This is a genomic window from Pseudomonas acericola (SeqCode), from assembly GCF_053456465.1.
On sequence record NZ_JBRFJB010000010.1, the window covers coordinates 1 to 17,908 of the forward strand.

The 17,908-nt window shown below is 62.7% G+C and carries 12 protein-coding genes and 1 rRNA gene; 11 read left to right on the top strand and 2 right to left on the bottom strand.

Translation table 11 applies throughout. The features are described 5' to 3' along the window. Nucleotides 1-2 precede the first annotated feature (2 nt). The 7 genes from rrf to yfiB all read left to right on the top strand — a co-directional run bounded on the left by rrf (nucleotide 3) and on the right by yfiB (nucleotide 11,859). Nucleotides 3-118: ribosomal RNA gene (gene rrf / locus ACU688_RS25100) — 5S ribosomal RNA — on the top strand. A 136-nt stretch (nucleotides 119-254) separates the two neighbouring features. Continuing rightward, on the top strand, nucleotides 255-3,707 hold the full coding sequence (gene recC, locus ACU688_RS25105; protein ID WP_448186807.1) for an exodeoxyribonuclease V subunit gamma: 3,453 nt from the start codon (nucleotides 255-257) through the stop codon (nucleotides 3,705-3,707). Next, nucleotides 3,704-7,378: an exodeoxyribonuclease V subunit beta gene (gene recB, locus ACU688_RS25110; RefSeq protein WP_448186808.1), complete on the top strand. Its 3,675-nt coding sequence runs from the start codon at nucleotides 3,704-3,706 to the stop codon at nucleotides 7,376-7,378. Before recC ends, recB begins: the two co-directional genes overlap by 4 nt. Further along, nucleotides 7,375-9,447: an exodeoxyribonuclease V subunit alpha gene (gene recD, locus ACU688_RS25115; RefSeq protein ID WP_448186809.1), complete on the top strand. Its 2,073-nt coding sequence runs from the start codon at nucleotides 7,375-7,377 to the stop codon at nucleotides 9,445-9,447. Before recB ends, recD begins: the two co-directional genes overlap by 4 nt. 89 nt (nucleotides 9,448-9,536) lie before the next feature. Then, nucleotides 9,537-10,103, top strand: coding sequence for a regulatory sequestration protein YfiR (yfiR, locus tag ACU688_RS25120; protein WP_448186810.1), 567 nt, complete (start codon nucleotides 9,537-9,539; stop codon nucleotides 10,101-10,103). After that, a complete protein-coding gene (gene dgcN, locus ACU688_RS25125) occupies nucleotides 10,100-11,362 on the top strand; it encodes a diguanylate cyclase DgcN/YfiN (protein ID WP_448186811.1) in 1,263 nt (420 codons plus the stop codon). Before yfiR ends, dgcN begins: the two co-directional genes overlap by 4 nt. Nucleotides 11,363-11,367: 5 nt before the next feature. Beyond that, a complete protein-coding gene (gene yfiB, locus ACU688_RS25130; protein ID WP_257782493.1) occupies nucleotides 11,368-11,859 on the top strand; it encodes an outer membrane lipoprotein YfiB in 492 nt (163 codons plus the stop codon). A 126-nt stretch (nucleotides 11,860-11,985) separates the two neighbouring features. Here yfiB and ACU688_RS25135 read toward each other — a convergent pair whose 3' ends face one another. Further along, on the bottom strand, nucleotides 11,986-12,942 hold the full coding sequence (locus ACU688_RS25135) for a LysR family transcriptional regulator (protein ID WP_305431376.1): 957 nt from the start codon (nucleotides 12,940-12,942) through the stop codon (nucleotides 11,986-11,988). A gap of 132 nt (nucleotides 12,943-13,074) precedes the next feature. Here ACU688_RS25135 and ACU688_RS25140 point away from each other — a divergent pair, with 132 nt between their 5' ends. Then, nucleotides 13,075-14,592, top strand: a complete 1,518-nt coding sequence (locus ACU688_RS25140; protein WP_448186812.1) for a CoA-acylating methylmalonate-semialdehyde dehydrogenase — start codon at nucleotides 13,075-13,077, stop codon at nucleotides 14,590-14,592. Between the two features lie 15 nt (nucleotides 14,593-14,607). Further along, on the top strand, nucleotides 14,608-15,495 hold the full coding sequence (mmsB, locus tag ACU688_RS25145) for a 3-hydroxyisobutyrate dehydrogenase (RefSeq protein ID WP_448186813.1): 888 nt from the start codon (nucleotides 14,608-14,610) through the stop codon (nucleotides 15,493-15,495). Between the two features lie 93 nt (nucleotides 15,496-15,588). Here the strand turns inward: mmsB and ACU688_RS25150 are convergent, their stop codons facing one another. Then, nucleotides 15,589-15,933, bottom strand: coding sequence for a cupin domain-containing protein (locus ACU688_RS25150; protein WP_015885872.1), 345 nt, complete (start codon nucleotides 15,931-15,933; stop codon nucleotides 15,589-15,591). Between the two features lie 375 nt (nucleotides 15,934-16,308). Here ACU688_RS25150 and kynB point away from each other — a divergent pair, with 375 nt between their 5' ends. Next, the gene (kynB, locus tag ACU688_RS25155; protein WP_448186814.1) at nucleotides 16,309-16,959 is read left to right on the top strand and encodes an arylformamidase; all 651 of its coding nucleotides are present in this window, start codon (nucleotides 16,309-16,311) and stop codon (nucleotides 16,957-16,959) included. Continuing rightward, nucleotides 16,956-17,813 (top strand): tryptophan 2,3-dioxygenase, encoded by an 858-nt coding sequence (gene kynA / locus ACU688_RS25160; protein WP_017738408.1) that lies wholly within the window; start codon nucleotides 16,956-16,958, stop codon nucleotides 17,811-17,813. The genes kynB and kynA overlap by 4 nt, the downstream gene beginning before the upstream one ends. The last annotated feature ends 95 nt before the right edge of the window (nucleotides 17,814-17,908 follow it).

A 17,908-nucleotide genomic window follows, 5' to 3' on the forward strand; every position in this document is an offset into this window, starting at 1 on the left:
TTCTTGACGACCATAGAGCATTGGAACCACCTGATCCCATCCCGAACTCAGCAGTGAAACGATGCATCGCCGATGGTAGTGTGGGGTTTCCCCATGTGAGAGTAGGTCATCGTCAAGATTAAATTCCAGAACCCCTGATTGCTAACGCAGTCAGGGGTTTTGTTTTGGGCGGTCGAAAAGTACGTGAAGGGCCATTACGGTGACCTTCAATGCTAAAGTCCACGCCTCGATTTTGTTTTCCCAAGGAAGCCGTTATGCCGGATGCGACGCCCCTCAGCGCTGGGTTCATGGTGGTTCATGGCAACCGCCTGGACGAGCTGCGCAGCCTGGTCGTCAGTTGGATGCGCCGCTATCCCCTGGCCCCCCTGGAAAACGAAATCGCCCTCGTACAAAGCAACGGCATCGCCCAATGGCTCAAACTGGCCCTGGCCGAAGACCCAGAAGACGACGACATGGGTGGCTGTGGCATCGCCGCAGCAATCGATGTGCAACTCCCCGGCAGCTTCATGTGGCAGCTCTACCGAATGGTTCTTGGCCGTGACGAAATTCCGCTCAAGTCCCTGCTCGACAAAGCCCCGCTAACCTGGCGCCTCATGCGCATGCTCCCGGAACTCATCGATCAACCGCACTTCGAACCGCTGCAACGCTTCCTCACCCACGACACCGACCTGCGCAAGCGCTACCAACTCGCCGAACGCCTGGCTGACCTGTTCGACCAATACCAGGTCTACCGTGCCGATTGGCTGGAAGACTGGGCTGCAGGCAGCCACCAATTGCGTAACGGTCGAGGCGAGTCAAAACCCCTAGACCCGGCCAACTGCTGGCAAGCCGAATTATGGCGTGCGCTGTTGCTGGATGTGGGTGAGGAAGGCATGGCCGAAAGCCGCGCCGGCGTGCATCAGCGCTTCATCGAACGCATCAATACCCTGGAAAAAGCCCCTCCAGGCCTACCTTCCCGAGTGATCGTCTTCGGCATTTCATCGTTGCCCGCCCAAGCGCTGGAAGCCCTCGCCGGCCTGGCACGTTTCAGCCAAGTCCTGCTCTGCGTACACAACCCTTGCCGTCACCACTGGTCCGACATCGTCGCCGACAAAGACCTGCTGCGTAACGAATACAAACGCCAGGCGCGCAAGACCGGCATGCCGGTCACCATCGACCCGCAAACCCTGCACCAGCACGCCCACCCGCTGCTGGCCGCCTGGGGCAAACAAGGCCGTGACTACATCAGCTTGCTGGACAGCTACGACGATCCCAACAGCTACCGCGCCGCGTTCCGCGATGGTCGCATCGATCTGTTCAGCGACAGCGAACCCACCACACTGCTCAACCAACTCCAGGACGACATCCTCGAACTGCGTCCACTGAATGAAACCCGCGAACACTGGCCCGCTGTCAATCTGTCGCGTGATACGTCAATCCGCTTCCACATCGCCCATAGCGCCCAACGCGAAGTGGAGATCCTCCACGACCAACTGCTCCAACGCTTCAGCGCCGACCCCACGCTGCGCCCCCGCGACATCATCGTCATGGTCCCCGACGTGGACAGTTACGCGCCGCACATTCGCGCAGTGTTTGGCCAGCTTGAGCGCAACGACCCGCGCTTCATCCCCTTCACGCTGACCGACCAGGGCCAGCGCGGCCGCGACCCCTTGCTGATTGCCGTGGAACACCTGCTGAAACTCCCCGACAGCCGCTTCCCGGTCAGTGAAATCCTTGACCTGCTCGACGTCCCGGCGCTGCGTGAACGGTTCGCCATAAAAGAGCGCGACCTGCCCACGCTGCACCGCTGGATCGAAGGCGCCGGTATTCGCTGGGGGCTAAACGCGGAACAACGCGCGGGGCTTGGGCTGCCACAAGAGCTGGAACAGAACAGCTGGCGATTCGGCTTGCGTAGGATGTTGCTCGGTTACGCCGTAGGCACCGGCGCTGCCTGTGACGGCATCGAACCCTACGACGAAATCGGCGGCCTCGACGCGGCGCTGATCGGCCCGCTGGTTGCCTTGCTCGATGCGCTCAATGACGCGCATAAAACTCTGTCCCAGCCGGCTGCTCCCCAAGCGTGGGGCGAGCGCCTGCAACGCCTGATGCAACTGTTCTTCCTGCCCAGCAGCGAGCATGACGACTACCTGCTCGGCCAACTCGAACAGCTGCGCGAAACCTGGCTGGAAACCTGTGAGTCCGTCGGCCTGCAAGACGAGTTACCGCTCACCGTCGTCCGCGAAGCCTGGCTCGCCGGCCTGGACCAAGGCCGTCTGTCCCAGCGCTTCCTCGCCGGAGCTGTCAATTTTTGCACCCTGATGCCCATGCGCGCGATCCCGTTCAAGCTCGTCTGCCTGCTCGGCATGAACGACGGCGACTACCCGCGCGCCCAGCCACCGCTGGACTTCGACCTGATGGGCAGCGATTACCGCCCCGGTGACCGTTCACGTCGTGAAGACGACCGCTACCTGCTCCTCGAAGCCCTGCTTTCCGCCCGGGACCAGCTCTATATCAGCTGGGTTGGCCGCAGCATCCGCGACAACAGCGAGCGCCCGGCATCGGTGCTGATCGGTCAATTACGCGACCATCTCGCCAGCGGCTGGCACCACGCCCAAAGCGAGGAGCCGCTCCTCGAAGCGATGACCCAAGAGCATCCACTGCAGCCCTTCAGCGCCCGCTACTTCCACGAAGGCGACCCGCTGTTCAGCTACGCTCGCGAATGGCAGTTGCTGCACGAAGCATCCGAAGCCGAACCCAAGGCAGACGAGCTACCGGAGCACCAACAAGAAGAACCCCTGAGCCTCGGCCAGCTGCAAGATTTCCTACGCAATCCGGTCAAACACTTCTTCAGCCAACGCCTGAAAGTGTTCTTTGAAGCGGCCGAAGTGCCCCTTGCCGATGAAGAGCCCTTCGTTCTCGATGCGCTGCAACGCTACAGCCTCAGCGATAGCCTGCTGAACGCAGCGCTGGCCCGGCCCGAACATCTCGACCAGGCCCTCAATGCCCAGGCCTTGCGCCTGCAAGGCAGCGGCCTGCTGCCGATGGTCGGTTTCGGCGAATGCCTGCGCAACGAATTGATCGAACCCTTGCCCGACCTGGTGCAACGCTACCAACAGTTGCTGGCCCTCTGGCCGACGCCACACACCGGCGCCGAACCGGTCAGTTTTGAGCATCAAGGTATTCAACTGGAAGGCTGGATCAGCGGCCTGCATCGGCGCAGTGATGGCGGTTTGTTAAGCGTGACCACCATCCCCAACAGCATCGGCTCGATCAAGACCCGCAAGTGGCATCGCCTGATTCGCCCTTGGGTCAATCACGTCGTCGCGTGTGCCTGCGGCCTTTCGTTGAGCACCGGCTTGGTGGCCAGCGATGACACCTTGCTATTGCCGCCACTGGAAACAAGTACCGCTCAGGAGATCCTCGGTAACCTGTTGTTGGCCTGGCACGCAGGAATGAAAAAGCCGCTGCCGGTCGCGGTCAAAACTGCGTTCGCTTGGCTCGGTCAATCGGACCCCGCGAAGGCAGAAGCCGCCGCCCAAAAAGCCTACGAAGGCGACGGCGTGAACACCGACGGCGAGCGCCGCGAAACCCCCGCGCTCACCCGACAATTCCCCGACTTCGCCACGCTCATCGCCAGCGAAGAGTTCGATGGTTGGTGCGAAACCCTGTATCGCCCGCTGATCAACGCCCCGTGGCGATCACTCACCAGCGCGGAGGCCAGCGCATGAGCAGCAAACCTTTGGCCCTGGCCTTCCCGCTAAAAGGCAGCCAGCTGATTGAAGCCAGCGCGGGCACTGGCAAAACGTTCACCATCTCGGCCCTCTACTTGCGCCTGGTGCTGGGAAATGGTGGCGATGAGTCCGGTTTTGGCCGCGAACTGCTACCGCCACAAATCCTCGTGGTGACGTTTACCGACGCCGCGACCAAGGAATTGCGTGAGCGCATTCGCATCCGGCTGGCCGAAGCGGCGCGTTTCTTCCGCAGTGAAATCGACAAACTCGACCCGTTGATCACCGACCTGCGTGACCAATACCCACCGGAGCAATGGCCCGCCTGTGCCAACCGCCTGGACATCGCCGCGCAGTGGATGGACGAGGCCGCCGTCTCGACCATCCACAGTTGGTGCCAGCGCATGCTGCGCGAACACGCCTTCGACAGCGGCAGCCTGTTCACCCAGACCCTGGAAACCGACCACAGCGACTTGCTCGGTGAAGTCCTGCGCGATTACTGGCGGCTGTTCTGCTACCCCATGCACGACGACGCGCTCACCTGGGTGCGCAACAACTGGGGTGGGCCGGCCGCGTTGATGCCACGGGTGCGCGCGCTGTTCGGCAGCGAACGCCCCACCGGTGAAACCCGCGACCCTGCCGAGCTGATCAACGCCTGCCTGCAAGAGCGCCGCGAAGCCCTGAGGGAACTCAAGGCGCCCTGGCAACAATGGGCCATCGAACTCCGTGACATCTGCCTACAAGCCGTGGCCGCCAAAGCCGTCGACGGCCGTAAGATGCAGGCGCGTTACTTCGAGCCCTGGTTCGAAAAGATCAGCGCCTGGGCCGCTGACGAAACCCTCGAACAACTCGACATCGGCACCGGCTTTACCCGCCTGACCCCCGATGGCATGGCCGAAGCCTGGAAGGGCGACCCGCCGCATCACCCCGGTATCGACGCGATGGCCGGCCTCAAGGCTGCCCTCGACGCCCTGCCAACCCCCGATGCCGCCGTGCTGCAACATGCCGCCGGTTGGGTCGGCAAACGTTTCGAAGAAGAGAAACGGCGCCGCGCCGAAATGGGCTTCGACGACATGCTCACCCGCCTCAACAGCGCCCTAAAGGCTGAAGGCGGCGAGCGTTTGGCGAGTGTGATTCGTGAACAGTTTCCCGTCGCGTTGATTGACGAATTCCAAGACACCGACCCGGTGCAATACAGCATCTTCGACAGCATCTACCGCATCCAAGAAAACCACCGCGACAGCGGCCTATTCCTGATCGGCGACCCGAAGCAGGCGATCTACGCCTTCCGTGGCGCCGACATCTACACCTACCTGCGCGCACGTGAGGCCACCACCGGCCGCCATCACACCCTGGGCACCAACTTCCGCTCCAGCCATGCGATGGTCGAGGCGGTCAACCATGTGTTCCAACGTGCCGAAAGCGGGCGTGGCGCGTTCCTGTTCCGCAAGCCGGACGGTGAAAACCCGGTGCCGTTCCAACCGGTATTGTCCCAGGGCCGCAAAGAGCAATTGCAGGTCAATGGGCAAACGCTGCCGGCGATGAACCTGTGGCACCTGCCCACCGACCAGCCGATTTCCAACGTGGTGTACCGCCAACAATTGGCCGCAGCCTGTGCCACGCAGATTGTCGAATTACTCAACGGCGGGCAGCAGGGCACGGCGGGTTTCCGGCAAGCGGATGACAGCTTCATCGGCGTGCTGCCGTCAGACATCGCCATCCTCGTACGCGACGGCAAGGAAGCCCAGGCCGTACGCGCTGAACTGGCCGCCCGTGGTGTGCGCAGCGTGTACCTGTCGGACAAAGACTCGGTCTTCGCCGCCCAGGAAGCCCACGACCTGCTGGCCTGGCTCAAGGCCTGTGCCGAGCCGGACGTCGAACGCCCGCTGCGCGCCGCCCTGGCCTGCGTGACGCTGAACCTGTCACTGCCGGAACTGGAGCGTCTGAACCAGGACGAACTGGTGTGGGAAACCCGCGTGATGCAGTTCCGTGGCTACCGTGCGATTTGGCGCAGCCAAGGCGTGCTGCCGATGCTGCGCCGCCTGCTCCACGACTTCAAACTGCCGCAAACCCTGATCGCCCGCAGCGATGGCGAACGCGTGTTGACCAACCTGTTGCACCTCAGCGAGTTGCTGCAACAGGCCGCCTCGGAATTGGATGGCGAGCAAGCGCTGATCCGTCACCTGGCCGAACACCTGGCACTGTCGGGGCAGGCCGGCGAAGAGCAGATCCTGCGCCTGGAAAGCGACGAGCAACTGGTCAAGGTCGTGACGATCCACAAGTCCAAGGGCCTGGAATACGACCTGGTCTTCCTGCCGTTCATCTGCTCAGCCAAACCGGTGGACGGCAGCCGCTTGCCGCTGCATTACCACGATGAAAACGGCAAACCCCAAGTCAGCCTGCGCCCGACCGCCGAGCTGATCGCCCAGGCCGATGACGAGCGCCTGGCCGAAGACCTGCGCCTGTTCTACGTCGCCCTGACCCGCGCCAAACACGCCTGCTGGCTGGGTATCGCCGACCTCAAACGCGGCAATAGCAGCAGTTCTGTGCTGCACTTGTCTGCGCTGGGCTACCTGCTCGGCGCCGGCGCTTCGTTGGGCGAATCCGCCGCCCTGGCGCGCTGGTTGCTGGACTTGCAGGAAGGCTGCCCCGCCATGCACTACGGGCAAGTGCCCGAGGCGCAAGACGTCCTCTTCCACCCTCCGCGCAACGAAGCCACGCTGCTCGCGCCGCTGCTGCCCAAACGCAAGGCTGCGGAGAACTGGTGGATCGCCTCCTACAGCGCCTTGCGCATTGGTGACAGCATGAGTGTGGCCACGCCGGAAGCGCCAGAAAGCCCACAAGCGCAAAAGTTGTTCGATGACGAGCGTCTCGATCCCGACGCACCGCGCGAAGTGGCGGCGTCTGGCGGTGATATTCACCGTTTCCCACGCGGTCCGAATCCGGGGACTTTCCTCCACGGCCTGCTGGAGTGGGCCGGCGAAGACGGCTTCAATGTCACGCCGCAGGCCATCGAACAAGCCGTCGGCGCGCGCTGCAACCGCCGCAACTGGGAAGGCTGGATCACTACCCTCAGCGGTTGGCTCGGCCAGTTGCTGCAAACCCCGCTGCCGGTGGATAACGACCAGGTCACCCTCAGCAGCCTGCAGCAGTACCAGATCGAAATGGAGTTCTGGTTCGCCAGCCACAAAGTCGACGTGCTCGCCCTCGACAAACTGGTATGCCAGCACACCCACAAAGGCGTCTCGCGGGTCGCCGCTGAGCCGGTGTTGCTCAACGGTATGTTCAAGGGCTTTATCGACCTGACGTTTGAACACGACGGTCGCTATTACGTGGCGGATTACAAGTCCAACTGGCTTGGCCCTGACGATTCGGCCTACACCGTCGATGCCATGGAACAGTCGATCCTCGATCATCGGTACGACCTGCAATACGTCCTTTACCTACTGGCCCTGCACCGCCAACTGAAGGCGCGCCTGCCGGATTATGACTACGATCGCCATGTCGGCGGCGCGCTGTATGTGTTCCTGCGCGGCGTGCAATCCGCCAGCCGGGGCGCGTACTTCACGCGCCCACCCCGTGAACTGATCGAAAGCCTGGACCTGTTGTTCCAGGGCAAGCCCATCCCGCCCAAGGTTGAGCCCGCCTGGGAACAAGGAGTCCTGTTATGAGCCTGTCGCCCCTGCCGCTTGAGGCGTTGGAACCCCTCAGCCGTGCCGCCGACCTTGTGCAACTGCTTGAGCGCTGGGTCGACCGTGGCTGGTTGCGTGCCCTGGACAAGGCCTTCATCGGCTTCCTACACGAACTCGATCCCCAGGCCGACCCCGTGGTGCTGCTGGCCGCCGCCTTGACCAGCCACCAACTGGGCCACGGCCACGTGTGCCTGGACCTGGTCGAAACCCTCAAGGCGCCGGACTTCGCCCTGTCCTTGCCGCCCGAAGGCGATCTGCAAACCGGTGCCATGTTGCTGCCGTCGCAACTGCTCAGCGGCCTCGATGGCAATCACTGGTGCCAGGCCCTGGCCGCCAGTCGCCTGGTCGCGCTGGGCGGCGATGGCAGCGAGTCGGCCCAAAGTCGTCCACTGGTCTTGTCCGGCACGCGCCTGTACCTGCGCCGCTACTGGGCCTACGAGCGGCGCATCGACAGCGCCTTGCGCCGGCGCCTCGCCACCCAGGAAAGCGTCGCCGCCGACTTGCCCCAGCGCCTCAACGGCCTGTTCGACCAGCCGCCGCCCGATGGCGTGATCGACTGGCAAAAACTCGCCTGCGCCCTGGCCACTCGCGGTGCGTTCAGCATCGTCACCGGCGGCCCCGGCACGGGCAAGACCACCACCGTGGTGCGCTTGCTCGCACTGTTGCAGGCCCCGGCGGTGGAAGCCGGCAGCCCGCTGCGCATCCGCCTGGCCGCGCCGACCGGTAAAGCCGCCGCGCGCCTCACCGAGTCCATCAGCCAGCAAGTGCAGTCGCTGACGGTGCCCGACACTGTGCGCGAAAAAATCCCGACCCAGGTCACAACCGTTCACCGTCTGCTGGGCAGTCGCCCGGGCACGCGCCACTTCCGTCATCACCTGGGCAACCCCTTGCCCCTGGATGTGCTGGTGGTGGACGAAGCCTCGATGATCGACCTGGAAATGATGGCCAACCTGCTGGATGCCTTGCCGCCGCACGCGCGCCTGGTGCTGCTGGGCGACAAGGACCAACTTGCCTCGGTCGAGGCCGGTGCCGTACTCGGCGATTTGTGCCGTGACGCCGAAGACGGCTGGTACAGCGCCGAGACCCGTCAATGGCTGCAAGCGGTCAGTGGTGAAGACCTCGGCGCCAGTGGCTTGCAGGAAGACCGCGATGGCAGCCACCCGCTGGCCCAGCAAGTGGTGATGTTGCGCTACTCGCGGCGTTTTGGTGAAGGCAGCGGCATCGGCCAGCTGGCGCGCCTGGTCAACCAGCAAAACGCCGAACAAGCCCGGCAACTGTTGAATGCCGGCAGCCACAGCGACCTGGCCTGCGTCCGGCTCAAAGGCGAGCACGACCACGCCCTGGAGCGCCTGGTGCTGGACGGGCAGGGCAGCGACGGTGCCCAGGGTTATCGCTACTACCTCGACCTGCTGCGCAGCGCACGTCCGGCCCTCGACACCCCGCGCGAAGACGCGGCCTGGACCCACTGGGCCCAACAGCTGCTGCAAGCCTTCGACGCCTTCCAACTGCTCTGCGCCGTGCGCAAAGGCCCGTGGGGTGTGGAAGGGCTGAACCTGCGCATCACCGCCGCCTTGCGCAAAGTGCGGCTGATCGACGGTGACGAGCAATGGTACGAAGGCCGCCCGGTGCTGATGACCCGCAACGACTACGGCTTGGGCTTGATGAACGGCGATATCGGCATCGCCCTCAAACTGCCGGAAAGCGACGGCGGGCCCCAAGTGCTGCGCGTAGCCTTCCCACGTAACGATGGCCAGGGCGGCGTACGCTTTGTACTGCCTAGCCGTCTGAATGATGTGGAAACCGTGTACGCCATGACTGTGCACAAATCCCAAGGCTCGGAATTTACGCACACCGCGTTGATCCTGCCGGACGCGCTGAACCCGGTGCTGACCAAAGAACTGATCTACACCGGCATTACCCGGGCCAAGCGTTGGTTCAGCCTGATCGAGCCCCGTGGCGGCGTGTTTGAAGAGGCCGTGGCGCGCAAGGTCAAGCGCTTGAGCGGGCTGATGCTGGAGTTGGAACATGACGCGGAAAAAACTGACTGATAGGTCATTTTTGGCGCCATATCGCGGGGGTTTCCGTCGCTGTGCTATCGTTGCGGCATCATCTTGAAAAGACCTGAGAGAATCGCTGCATGAAGGTGGCTGGCTCGTCCACAGAGCGTAGTTTGAGCTGGAGACGCATGTTACTGGTGGCGGTTCTTGGCATGCTCGCGCCCCGCGTATTTGCCCAGGCGCCGAGCCCGGCAGATCATCGCGCCCAGGCGGTGACCCAAGTGGTCCTTGGCATCCTCAGCTATGCCCGTTGGCCGGTAGAGCCGGCGCAGTTGCGCCTGTGCATTGTCGGCCCGACCCAGTACACCGACGACCTGATCAAAGGCACCACCCAAGCCACCGGTCGTCCGGTGCTGGTGCAGCGGTTGCTGGCGGACCATCCCGATATCGTCAATGCCTGCAACGCCGTGTATATCGGCAAGCTCAGCGGCGATGAACGCAGCCAGCTGTTTGCCTCGCTGATCGGGCACCCGGTGCTCAGCATCAGTGAAGGCGGCGACCAATGCACGGTGGGCAGCCTGTTCTGCCTGAGGGTGGGGGATGAGCAAGTGTCGTTCGAGGTCAATCTCGACTCCGTGGCGCGCAGCGGCGTGCGCATTCACCCCAGCGTGCTGCAACTGTCGCGTCGCCGAGCGCCTGAGCCATGAGCGCGGTAAACGTACGCCCGACCCTGCGCTCTGTCATCGGGCGTGGGCACATGATCCTGGCGCTGGTGGCGGTGAGCCTGGCCAGCGTGTCCCTGACCCTGCTCGGCGTGCTGGCGCTGCGGGTGTACGCCGAGCACAACCTGCACCTGATCGCGCGCTCCATCAACTACACCGTGGAAGCGGCGGTGGTGTTCAACGACAGTGCCGCTGCCACCGAAGCCTTGAGCCTGATTGCCTCCACCGAAGAAGTGGCGCGGGCCGAAGTCTTCGACGCCAACGGCAAGCTGCTGGCGCAATGGGTACGCCCGGACACCGGCATGCTCTCGCGGGTTGAACTGGAACTGGCGCATACCCTGCTCGAACAGCCCATCAGCCAGCCGATCCTCCATCAAGGGCGCACCGTGGGCAGCATCCACCTGACCGGTCACGGCGCCAGCCTGCTGCGCTTTTTGCTCAGCGGCCTGGCCGGCATCCTGATTTGCACTGCCCTCAGCGCCTGGGTCGCCCTGCACCTGGCGCAGCGCCTGCTGCGCGGTATCACCGGCCCGCTGCAAAGCCTCGCCGCCGTGGCTCACGCTGCCCGTAGCGAGCGTGATTTCGACCGGCGCGTGCCACCGGCGCGAATCGCCGAACTCGACAGCCTGGGCAGCGACTTCAACGCCTTGCTCGGCGAAATGGAAGCCTGGCAAAACCACTTGCAAAGCGAAAACGAAACCCTCGCGCACCAGGCCAACCACGACAGCCTCACCGGCCTGCCCAACCGCGCCTTTTTCGAAGGCCGCCTGATCCGTGCCCTGCGCAGCGCCGCCAAACTCAACGAGCGCGTCGCCGTGTTGTTCCTCGACAGCGACCGCTTCAAGGACATCAACGACAACTTCGGCCACGCCGCCGGCGATGCGGTCCTGGTCGCCGTGGCCGAGCGCGTGCGTGCGCAGTTGCGTGAAGACGACCTGGTGGCGCGCCTCGGTGGCGATGAGTTCGCCATCCTGCTGGCGCCCCTGCACAAGCTTGAAGATGCCCAGCGCATCGCCGACAAAATCATCGCCAGCATGGACCAGCCGATCCCGGTGCCGGGCAACACCCAGGTGTTGACCTCCCTCAGCATCGGCATCGCCATCTACCCCGATCATGGCGCCACCCCTGGCACCTTGCTCAATGCCGCCGACGCAGCGATGTACCAGGCCAAGCGCCTGTCGCTGGGCGGCCAGCAAACGGCGGAGCCGGAGAGCCCCGTCGTCAATGTTCAACACAGGAGTTGACCCCCTTGTTCTCGACCGCACGTTTTATGTTTATCACCCTGCTGGTGGCACTGCTCGCCCTCGGCGGCTGCCAGACCGCCCCACCCAAAGGCCTGACCCCGGCGCAAGTCGCCGTGCTCAAGCAACAGGGTTTTGAACTGACTGATGAAGGCTGGGCGTTTGGCTTGTCGGGCAAAGTGCTGTTTGGCAGCGATGTCGAAGCGCTCAACAAACCCAGCACCGATATCGTCGAACGCATCGGCAAGGCCCTGCTGGGTGTCGGCATCGAACGCGTGCGCGTGGACGGCCACACCGATGCCTCGGGCAAAGAAGCCTACAACCAGCAACTGTCCCTGCGTCGTGCCAAGAGCGTGGCCAAGGTGCTGACGGGCGTGGGCATGAAGGAAGAAAACATCCAGCTGCGTGGCCTGGGCAGCAGCGAACCGGTGGCGCCGAACACCACGGTGGCGGGGCGCACGGAGAATCGCCGGGTGTCGATCGTAGTGATCGCGGACTGAGTCAGTCCCCCATTTCAATTTGAAACCCAATCAACTGTGGGAGCTGGCTTGCCTGCGATAGCGGTCTATCAGCAATGAATATGCTGACTGACACACCGCCATCGCAGGCAAGCCAGCTCCCACACTTTATTTGGGGTGAGCTTTAAATCGCATCTCTCGCGTCTGCCCCATCAACAACCCTTGGTTCTGCTCCGTCACCTCGCGGATGTAATCCCACAACAACGTAATCCGCTTCAACTTCCGCAAATCCTCCCGGCAATACATCCAGAACTGCCGCGTAATCGTTATCTCCTCCCCCAACACCGGCAACAACCGTGGGTCCTGCGCGGCCAAAAAGCACGGCAAAATCGCCATCGACCGGCCCTGTTGCGCCGCCACGTACTGCGCAATCACGCTGGTACTGCGCAGGCTGGCGCTGGCGCCGGGCACCACATTCGCCAGGTACAGCAGCTCCGAGCTGAAGGCCAGATCATCCACATAGCTGATAAACGGATGCTCGGCCAAATCCGCCGGTTTGCGGATCGGCGGGTGTTGGTCGAGGTAGTCCTGGGTCGCGTACAGCTGCAATTTGTAGTCGCACAGTTTGCAGCACACGTAGGGCCCGTGTTCCGGGCGTTCCAGGGCGATGACGATGTCGGCTTCGCGCTTGGACAGGCTGATGAAGTGGGGCAGGGGCAGGATGTCCACCGAGATTGCCGGGTACGTGTCGACAAAATGGCTCAACTGCGGGGTGACGAAGAAACTGCCGAAGCCTTCGGTGCAGCCCATGCGCACATGGCCGGACAGCGCCACGCCGGAGCCGGAGACTTGCTCGCAGGCCATGTGCAAGGTGCTTTCGATGGATTCCGCGTAACCCAGCAAACGTTGCCCCTCGGGGGTGAGGACGAAACCGCTGGTGCGGGATTTTTCGAACAGCAGGGTGCCGAGTGACACTTCCAGCGAACTGATGCGCCGCGACACCGTGGTGTAGTCCACCGCCAGGCGCTTGGCGGCGACGCTGGCCTTGCGGGTGCGGGCCACTTCGAGGAAAAACTTCAGGTCATCCCAGTTCAGGGAGCCCAGTGACGTGATGTTTTTTTGCATATTGGACCGGCTTTTATGTGCGTTCTTATTAGAAGTTTGCACATCTATACTCCAAAAACAGTCCGAACGCCTCATTCTTCAAGGCGGTTCAACGCCTTGGTTCTCTGCATATCAATAAGAATTGGAGACCCCATGAACGCATCTGCCGATATTTCCGTACAACAGGTCAAGTTGCTGATCAACGGTGAATGGGTCGAGTCAAGGACCACCGAATGGCACGACATCGTCAACCCGGCCACCCAAGAGGTGCTGGCCAAAGTGCCGTTCGCCACGGCCGATGAAGTCAATGCCGCCATCGACGCCGCCCACCGCGCCTTCCAGACCTGGAAGCTGACGCCGATCGGCGCGCGCATGCGCATCATGCTCAAGCTGCAAGCCTTGATCCGCGAGCATTCCAAACGCATCGCCGTCGTCCTCAGCGCCGAGCAGGGCAAGACCATTGCCGATGCCGAAGGCGATATTTTCCGTGGCCTGGAGGTGGTCGAACACGCGTGCTCCATTGGCACCTTGCAGATGGGCGAATTCGCCGAGAACGTCGCCGGTGGCGTAGATACCTACACCCTGCGCCAACCCATCGGCGTGTGCGCCGGGATTACCCCGTTCAACTTCCCGGCGATGATTCCGTTGTGGATGTTCCCGATGGCGATTGCCTGCGGTAACACCTTCGTGCTCAAACCGTCCGAACAGGACCCACTGTCCACCGTGCTGCTGGTTGAGCTGGCCCTCGAAGCGGGTGTCCCGCCTGGCGTACTGAACGTGGTCCACGGCGGCAAGGATGTGGTGGATGCGTTGTGCACCCATAAAGACATCAAGGCCGTGTCCTTCGTCGGCTCGACCGCCGTCGGCACCCACGTCTACGACCTGGCCGGCAAACACGGCAAGCGCGTGCAGTCGATGATGGGCGCGAAAAATCACGCCGTGGTGCTGCCTGATGCCAACCGCGAACACACCCTCAACGCCCTGGTCGGTGCCGGTTTCGGCGCGGCGGGCCAGCGCTGCATGGCCACCTCGGTGGTGGTGCTGGTGGGCGCGGCCAAGCAATGGCTGCCGGACCTCAAGGCGCTGGCGCAGAAACTCAAGGTCAATGCCGGCAGCGAAGCGGGCACGGATGTTGGCCCGGTGATCTCCAAGCGCGCCAAGGCACGCATCCTGGACTTGATCGAAAGCGGTGTGAAAGAAGGCGCCAAACTGGAGCTGGATGGTCGCGATATCAAGGTGCCGGGCTACGAGCACGGCAACTTCGTCGGCCCGACCCTGTTCTCGGGCGTGACTACCGATATGCAGATCTACACCCAGGAAATCTTCGGCCCGGTGCTGGTGGTGCTCGAAGTCGCGACCCTTGATGAAGCCATCGCGCTGGTCAACGCCAACCCATTCGGCAACGGCACCGGCCTGTTCACCCAAAGCGGTGCGGCGGCGCGTAAGTTCCAGAGTGAAATCGATGTAGGCCAGGTCGGCATCAACATCCCGATCCCGGTGCCGGTGCCGTTCTTCAGCTTCACCGGTTCCCGTGGTTCCAAGCTCGGCGACCTCGGCCCGTACGGCAAGCAAGTGGTGCAGTTCTACACCCAGACCAAGACTGTCACCAGCCGCTGGTTCGACGACGACACGGTCAACGATGGCGTCAACACCACCATCAACCTGCGCTGATTCCGGGAGACGACCATGAAGATTGCATTTATCGGCCTGGGCAATATGGGCGCGCCCATGGCCCGCAACCTGATCAAGGCTGGCCACGCGCTGAACCTGTTTGACCTGAACCAGACGGTCCTCAAGGAACTGGCCGAACTGGGCGGCAGCATCAGCGATTCACCGCGTGACGCGGCAAGCGGCGCGGAACTGGTGATCACCATGCTGCCGGCAGCGGCCCATGTGCGCAGCGTCTGGCTCGGCGAAGACGGCGTATTGGCCGGCATCGGCCAAGGCGTGCCGGCCGTGGATTGCAGCACCATCGACCCGCAGACCATCCGTGATGTCGCCGCTGCGGCGGCGAAACAAGGCGTTGCAGTGGCCGACGCCCCGGTCTCCGGCGGCACCGGCGGCGCCCAGGCAGGGACGCTGACCTTCATGGTCGGCGCCAACCCGGAACTGTTCGCCACCCTGCAACCGGTGCTGGCGCAGATGGGCCGCAACATCGTGCACTGCGGTGAAGTCGGCACCGGTCAGATCGCCAAGATCTGCAACAACCTGCTGCTGGGTATCAGCATGGTCGGCGTCAGCGAAGCCATGGCGTTGGGCGATGCGCTGGGGATCGACACCCAGGTGCTGGCGGGGATCATCAACAGCTCCACCGGGCGTTGCTGGAGTTCTGATACCTACAACCCATGGCCGGGCGTGATTGAAACTGCACCGTCGTCCCGTGGTTATAGCGGTGGGTTTGGTGCTGACCTGATGCTCAAGGATCTGGGGCTGGCGACTGAAGCGGCACGCCAGGCTAAGCAACCTGTGATTCTGGGCGCGGTGGCGCAGCAGTTGTACCAGTCGATGAGTCAGCGTGGGGAAGGGGGCAAGGACTTCTCGGCGATTATCAACAGCTATCGCAAACCCAAATAAACACTGTGGCGAGGGAGCTTGCTCCCGCTGGAGTGCGCAGCGCTCCCATCTTTTTTGGGGCCGCTGCGCAGCCCAGCGGGAGCAAGGTGTTGTTTAGGCAAACACAAAATACTTACGCACCGTCTCAACCACTTCCCACGTCCCCTTCATCCCCGGTTCCACCACAAAGATATCCCCAGCCCGCAGGTGAATCGGCTCCATCCCTTCTGGGGTGATGATGCAGTAGCCTTCCTGGAAGTGGCAGTATTCCCACTTCACGTAGTCCACGTACCACTTGCCCGGTGTGCAGATCCAGGTGCCCATGATCTTGCTGCCGTCTTCGCTGGTGTAGGCGTTGAGGTTGACGGTGTGCGGGTCGCCTTCGAGCTTTTCCCATTTGCAGGCATCCAGGACCGGCAAGGGATGGGTGTCACGCAGTACGGTGATGGGCTTGGACATGATGTCTCCGAGGCAGGGAATGGAAAGGTCCACCCTAAGGCCTTGGGCGCAGGGCCAGTGGTCTGAACTCGACATCGGGATGCCCAGAAGCGCAGCCGGGTGATGATCCCACCAACACCACAGATCTCTGTGGGAGCCGGGCTTGCCCGCGATGGCGGCGGCCCAGCTTGCATCTTTATCGCCTGATACACCGCTATCGCGGGCAAGCCCGGCTCCCACAAGGGATTGGGGTGTGTGCGAGCGATAGGTTTGTGCGTATATCAGCCATTTCCTCGCAGTAAGTGCGAAAGATTTCCCGTCTCACGCCAGAATTCGCAAGAAAATTCGCACCCGGCCCTCGTATCATTCACCCCAGTAACCGCCGAGAGCCTTGAAATGAACCCAATAAAAACGTGGTGGGATATCAGCCCGCCCTTGAGTACGGCGACTCCGACCTGGCCGGGAGATACGCCGTTCCAGGAAGAACGCGTGTGGCAGTTCGGCCCGGAATGCCCGGTGAATGTGGGGCGCATTACCCTGTCGCCGCACACCGGCGCCCATGTGGATGCGCCGCTGCATTACAGCGCGGACGGTGCGCCGATCGGCGAAGTGCCGCTGGACGTGTACATGGGCCCGTGCCGCGTGTTGCATTGCCTGGGCAGCGGCGCGCTGGTGCAGCCGCATCAGCTCGAAGGCCGTGTGGATAACGTGCCCGAGCGCGTGCTGCTGCGCACTTATCCACAAGCGCCGCTCACCGAGTGGGATGCGAACTTCACCGCCATCGCCCCGCAAACTATCGAGCTGCTGGCCAGCCTGGGTGTGCGTTTGATCGGTATCGACACGCCGTCCCTGGACCCGCAACAGTCCAAGACCATGGATTCCCACAACGCCGTGGCGCGCCATGGCATGGCGATTCTCGAAGGCATCGTGCTCGACGACGTACCGGAGGGCGACTATGAACTGATCGCCCTGCCGCTACGTTTTGCCAACCTCGATGCCAGCCCGGTCCGCGCAATCCTGCGCCCGCTCAAGGAGCCCACGCGATGAGCCAATGTCCCTTTTCTGCCGATTACCAACCGCCCGAAGAATGGCATAACGCCGAGCTGAATTTCTCCGAGTCCATGAGCTACGGCGATTACCTGGACCTGGGCAAAGTCCTCAGTGCCCAGCACCCGCTGTCGCCGGACCACAACGAAATGCTCTTCATCATCCAGCACCAGACGTCTGAGCTGTGGATGAAACTGATGCTCCACGAACTCAAGGCCGCCCGCGAACACGTGCGCCTGGGCGAACTGCCGCCGGCGTTCAAGATGCTCGCGCGGGTGTCGCGGATCTTTGATCAACTGGTACACGCCTGGGCGGTACTGGCGACGATGACGCCATCGGAATACAAGGCGATCCGCCCGTTCCTCGGGCAGTCGTCGGGGTTCCAGTCGTTCCAGTACCGGGAGATCGAATTTATCCTCGGCAATAAAAGCGCGGCGCTGTTGCGGCCCCACGCGCATCGGCCAGAACTGTTGAACGAGTTGAAAGTGGCGATTGCCACGCCGTCGCTGTATGACGAGGCGATCAATCTGATGCTCAAGGCCGGCCTGGCGATCGACCCAAAACGCGCCGAGCGCGACCCGACGGCGGCGACGGTGCACGATGAATCCGTGGAAGCGGCGTGGCGCGAGGTGTATCGCGATCCAAGCCGGTATTGGGATTTGTATCAGTTGGCCGAGAAGTTTATCGACCTGGAGGATTCGTTCCGCCAGTGGCGCTTCCGGCATGTGACCACGGTGGAGCGGATTATCGGTTTCCAGCCGGGCACCGGCGGCACTGAAGGCGTGGGGTATTTGCGCAAGATGCTCGACACGGTGTTGTTTCCCGAACTGTGGCGAGTACGTTCAACCCTCTAAACAAAAAAGCCCCGGATCACCGGGGCTTCTTCATTTTGGAATGCAATCAAAACTGTGGGAGCTGGCTTGCCTGCGATAGCAATCTATCAGCCAAC

Excerpts from the sequence above, each read along its gene's own strand:
- recC (WP_448186807.1), top strand. The coding sequence starts at position 255 with ATGCCGGATGCGACGCCCCTCAGCGCTGGGTTCATGGTGGTTCATGGC.
- recB (WP_448186808.1), top strand. The coding sequence starts at position 3,704 with ATGAGCAGCAAACCTTTGGCCCTGGCCTTCCCGCTAAAAGGCAGCCAG.
- recD (WP_448186809.1), top strand. The coding sequence starts at position 7,375 with ATGAGCCTGTCGCCCCTGCCGCTTGAGGCGTTGGAACCCCTCAGCCGT.
- yfiR (WP_448186810.1), top strand. The coding sequence starts at position 9,537 with ATGAAGGTGGCTGGCTCGTCCACAGAGCGTAGTTTGAGCTGGAGACGC.
- dgcN (WP_448186811.1), top strand. The coding sequence starts at position 10,100 with ATGAGCGCGGTAAACGTACGCCCGACCCTGCGCTCTGTCATCGGGCGT.
- ACU688_RS25135 (WP_305431376.1), bottom strand. The coding sequence starts at position 12,942 with ATGCAAAAAAACATCACGTCACTGGGCTCCCTGAACTGGGATGACCTG.
- ACU688_RS25140 (WP_448186812.1), top strand. The coding sequence starts at position 13,075 with ATGAACGCATCTGCCGATATTTCCGTACAACAGGTCAAGTTGCTGATC.
- mmsB (WP_448186813.1), top strand. The coding sequence starts at position 14,608 with ATGAAGATTGCATTTATCGGCCTGGGCAATATGGGCGCGCCCATGGCC.
- ACU688_RS25150 (WP_015885872.1), bottom strand. The coding sequence starts at position 15,933 with ATGTCCAAGCCCATCACCGTACTGCGTGACACCCATCCCTTGCCGGTC.
- kynB (WP_448186814.1), top strand. The coding sequence starts at position 16,309 with ATGAACCCAATAAAAACGTGGTGGGATATCAGCCCGCCCTTGAGTACG.
- kynA (WP_017738408.1), top strand. The coding sequence starts at position 16,956 with ATGAGCCAATGTCCCTTTTCTGCCGATTACCAACCGCCCGAAGAATGG.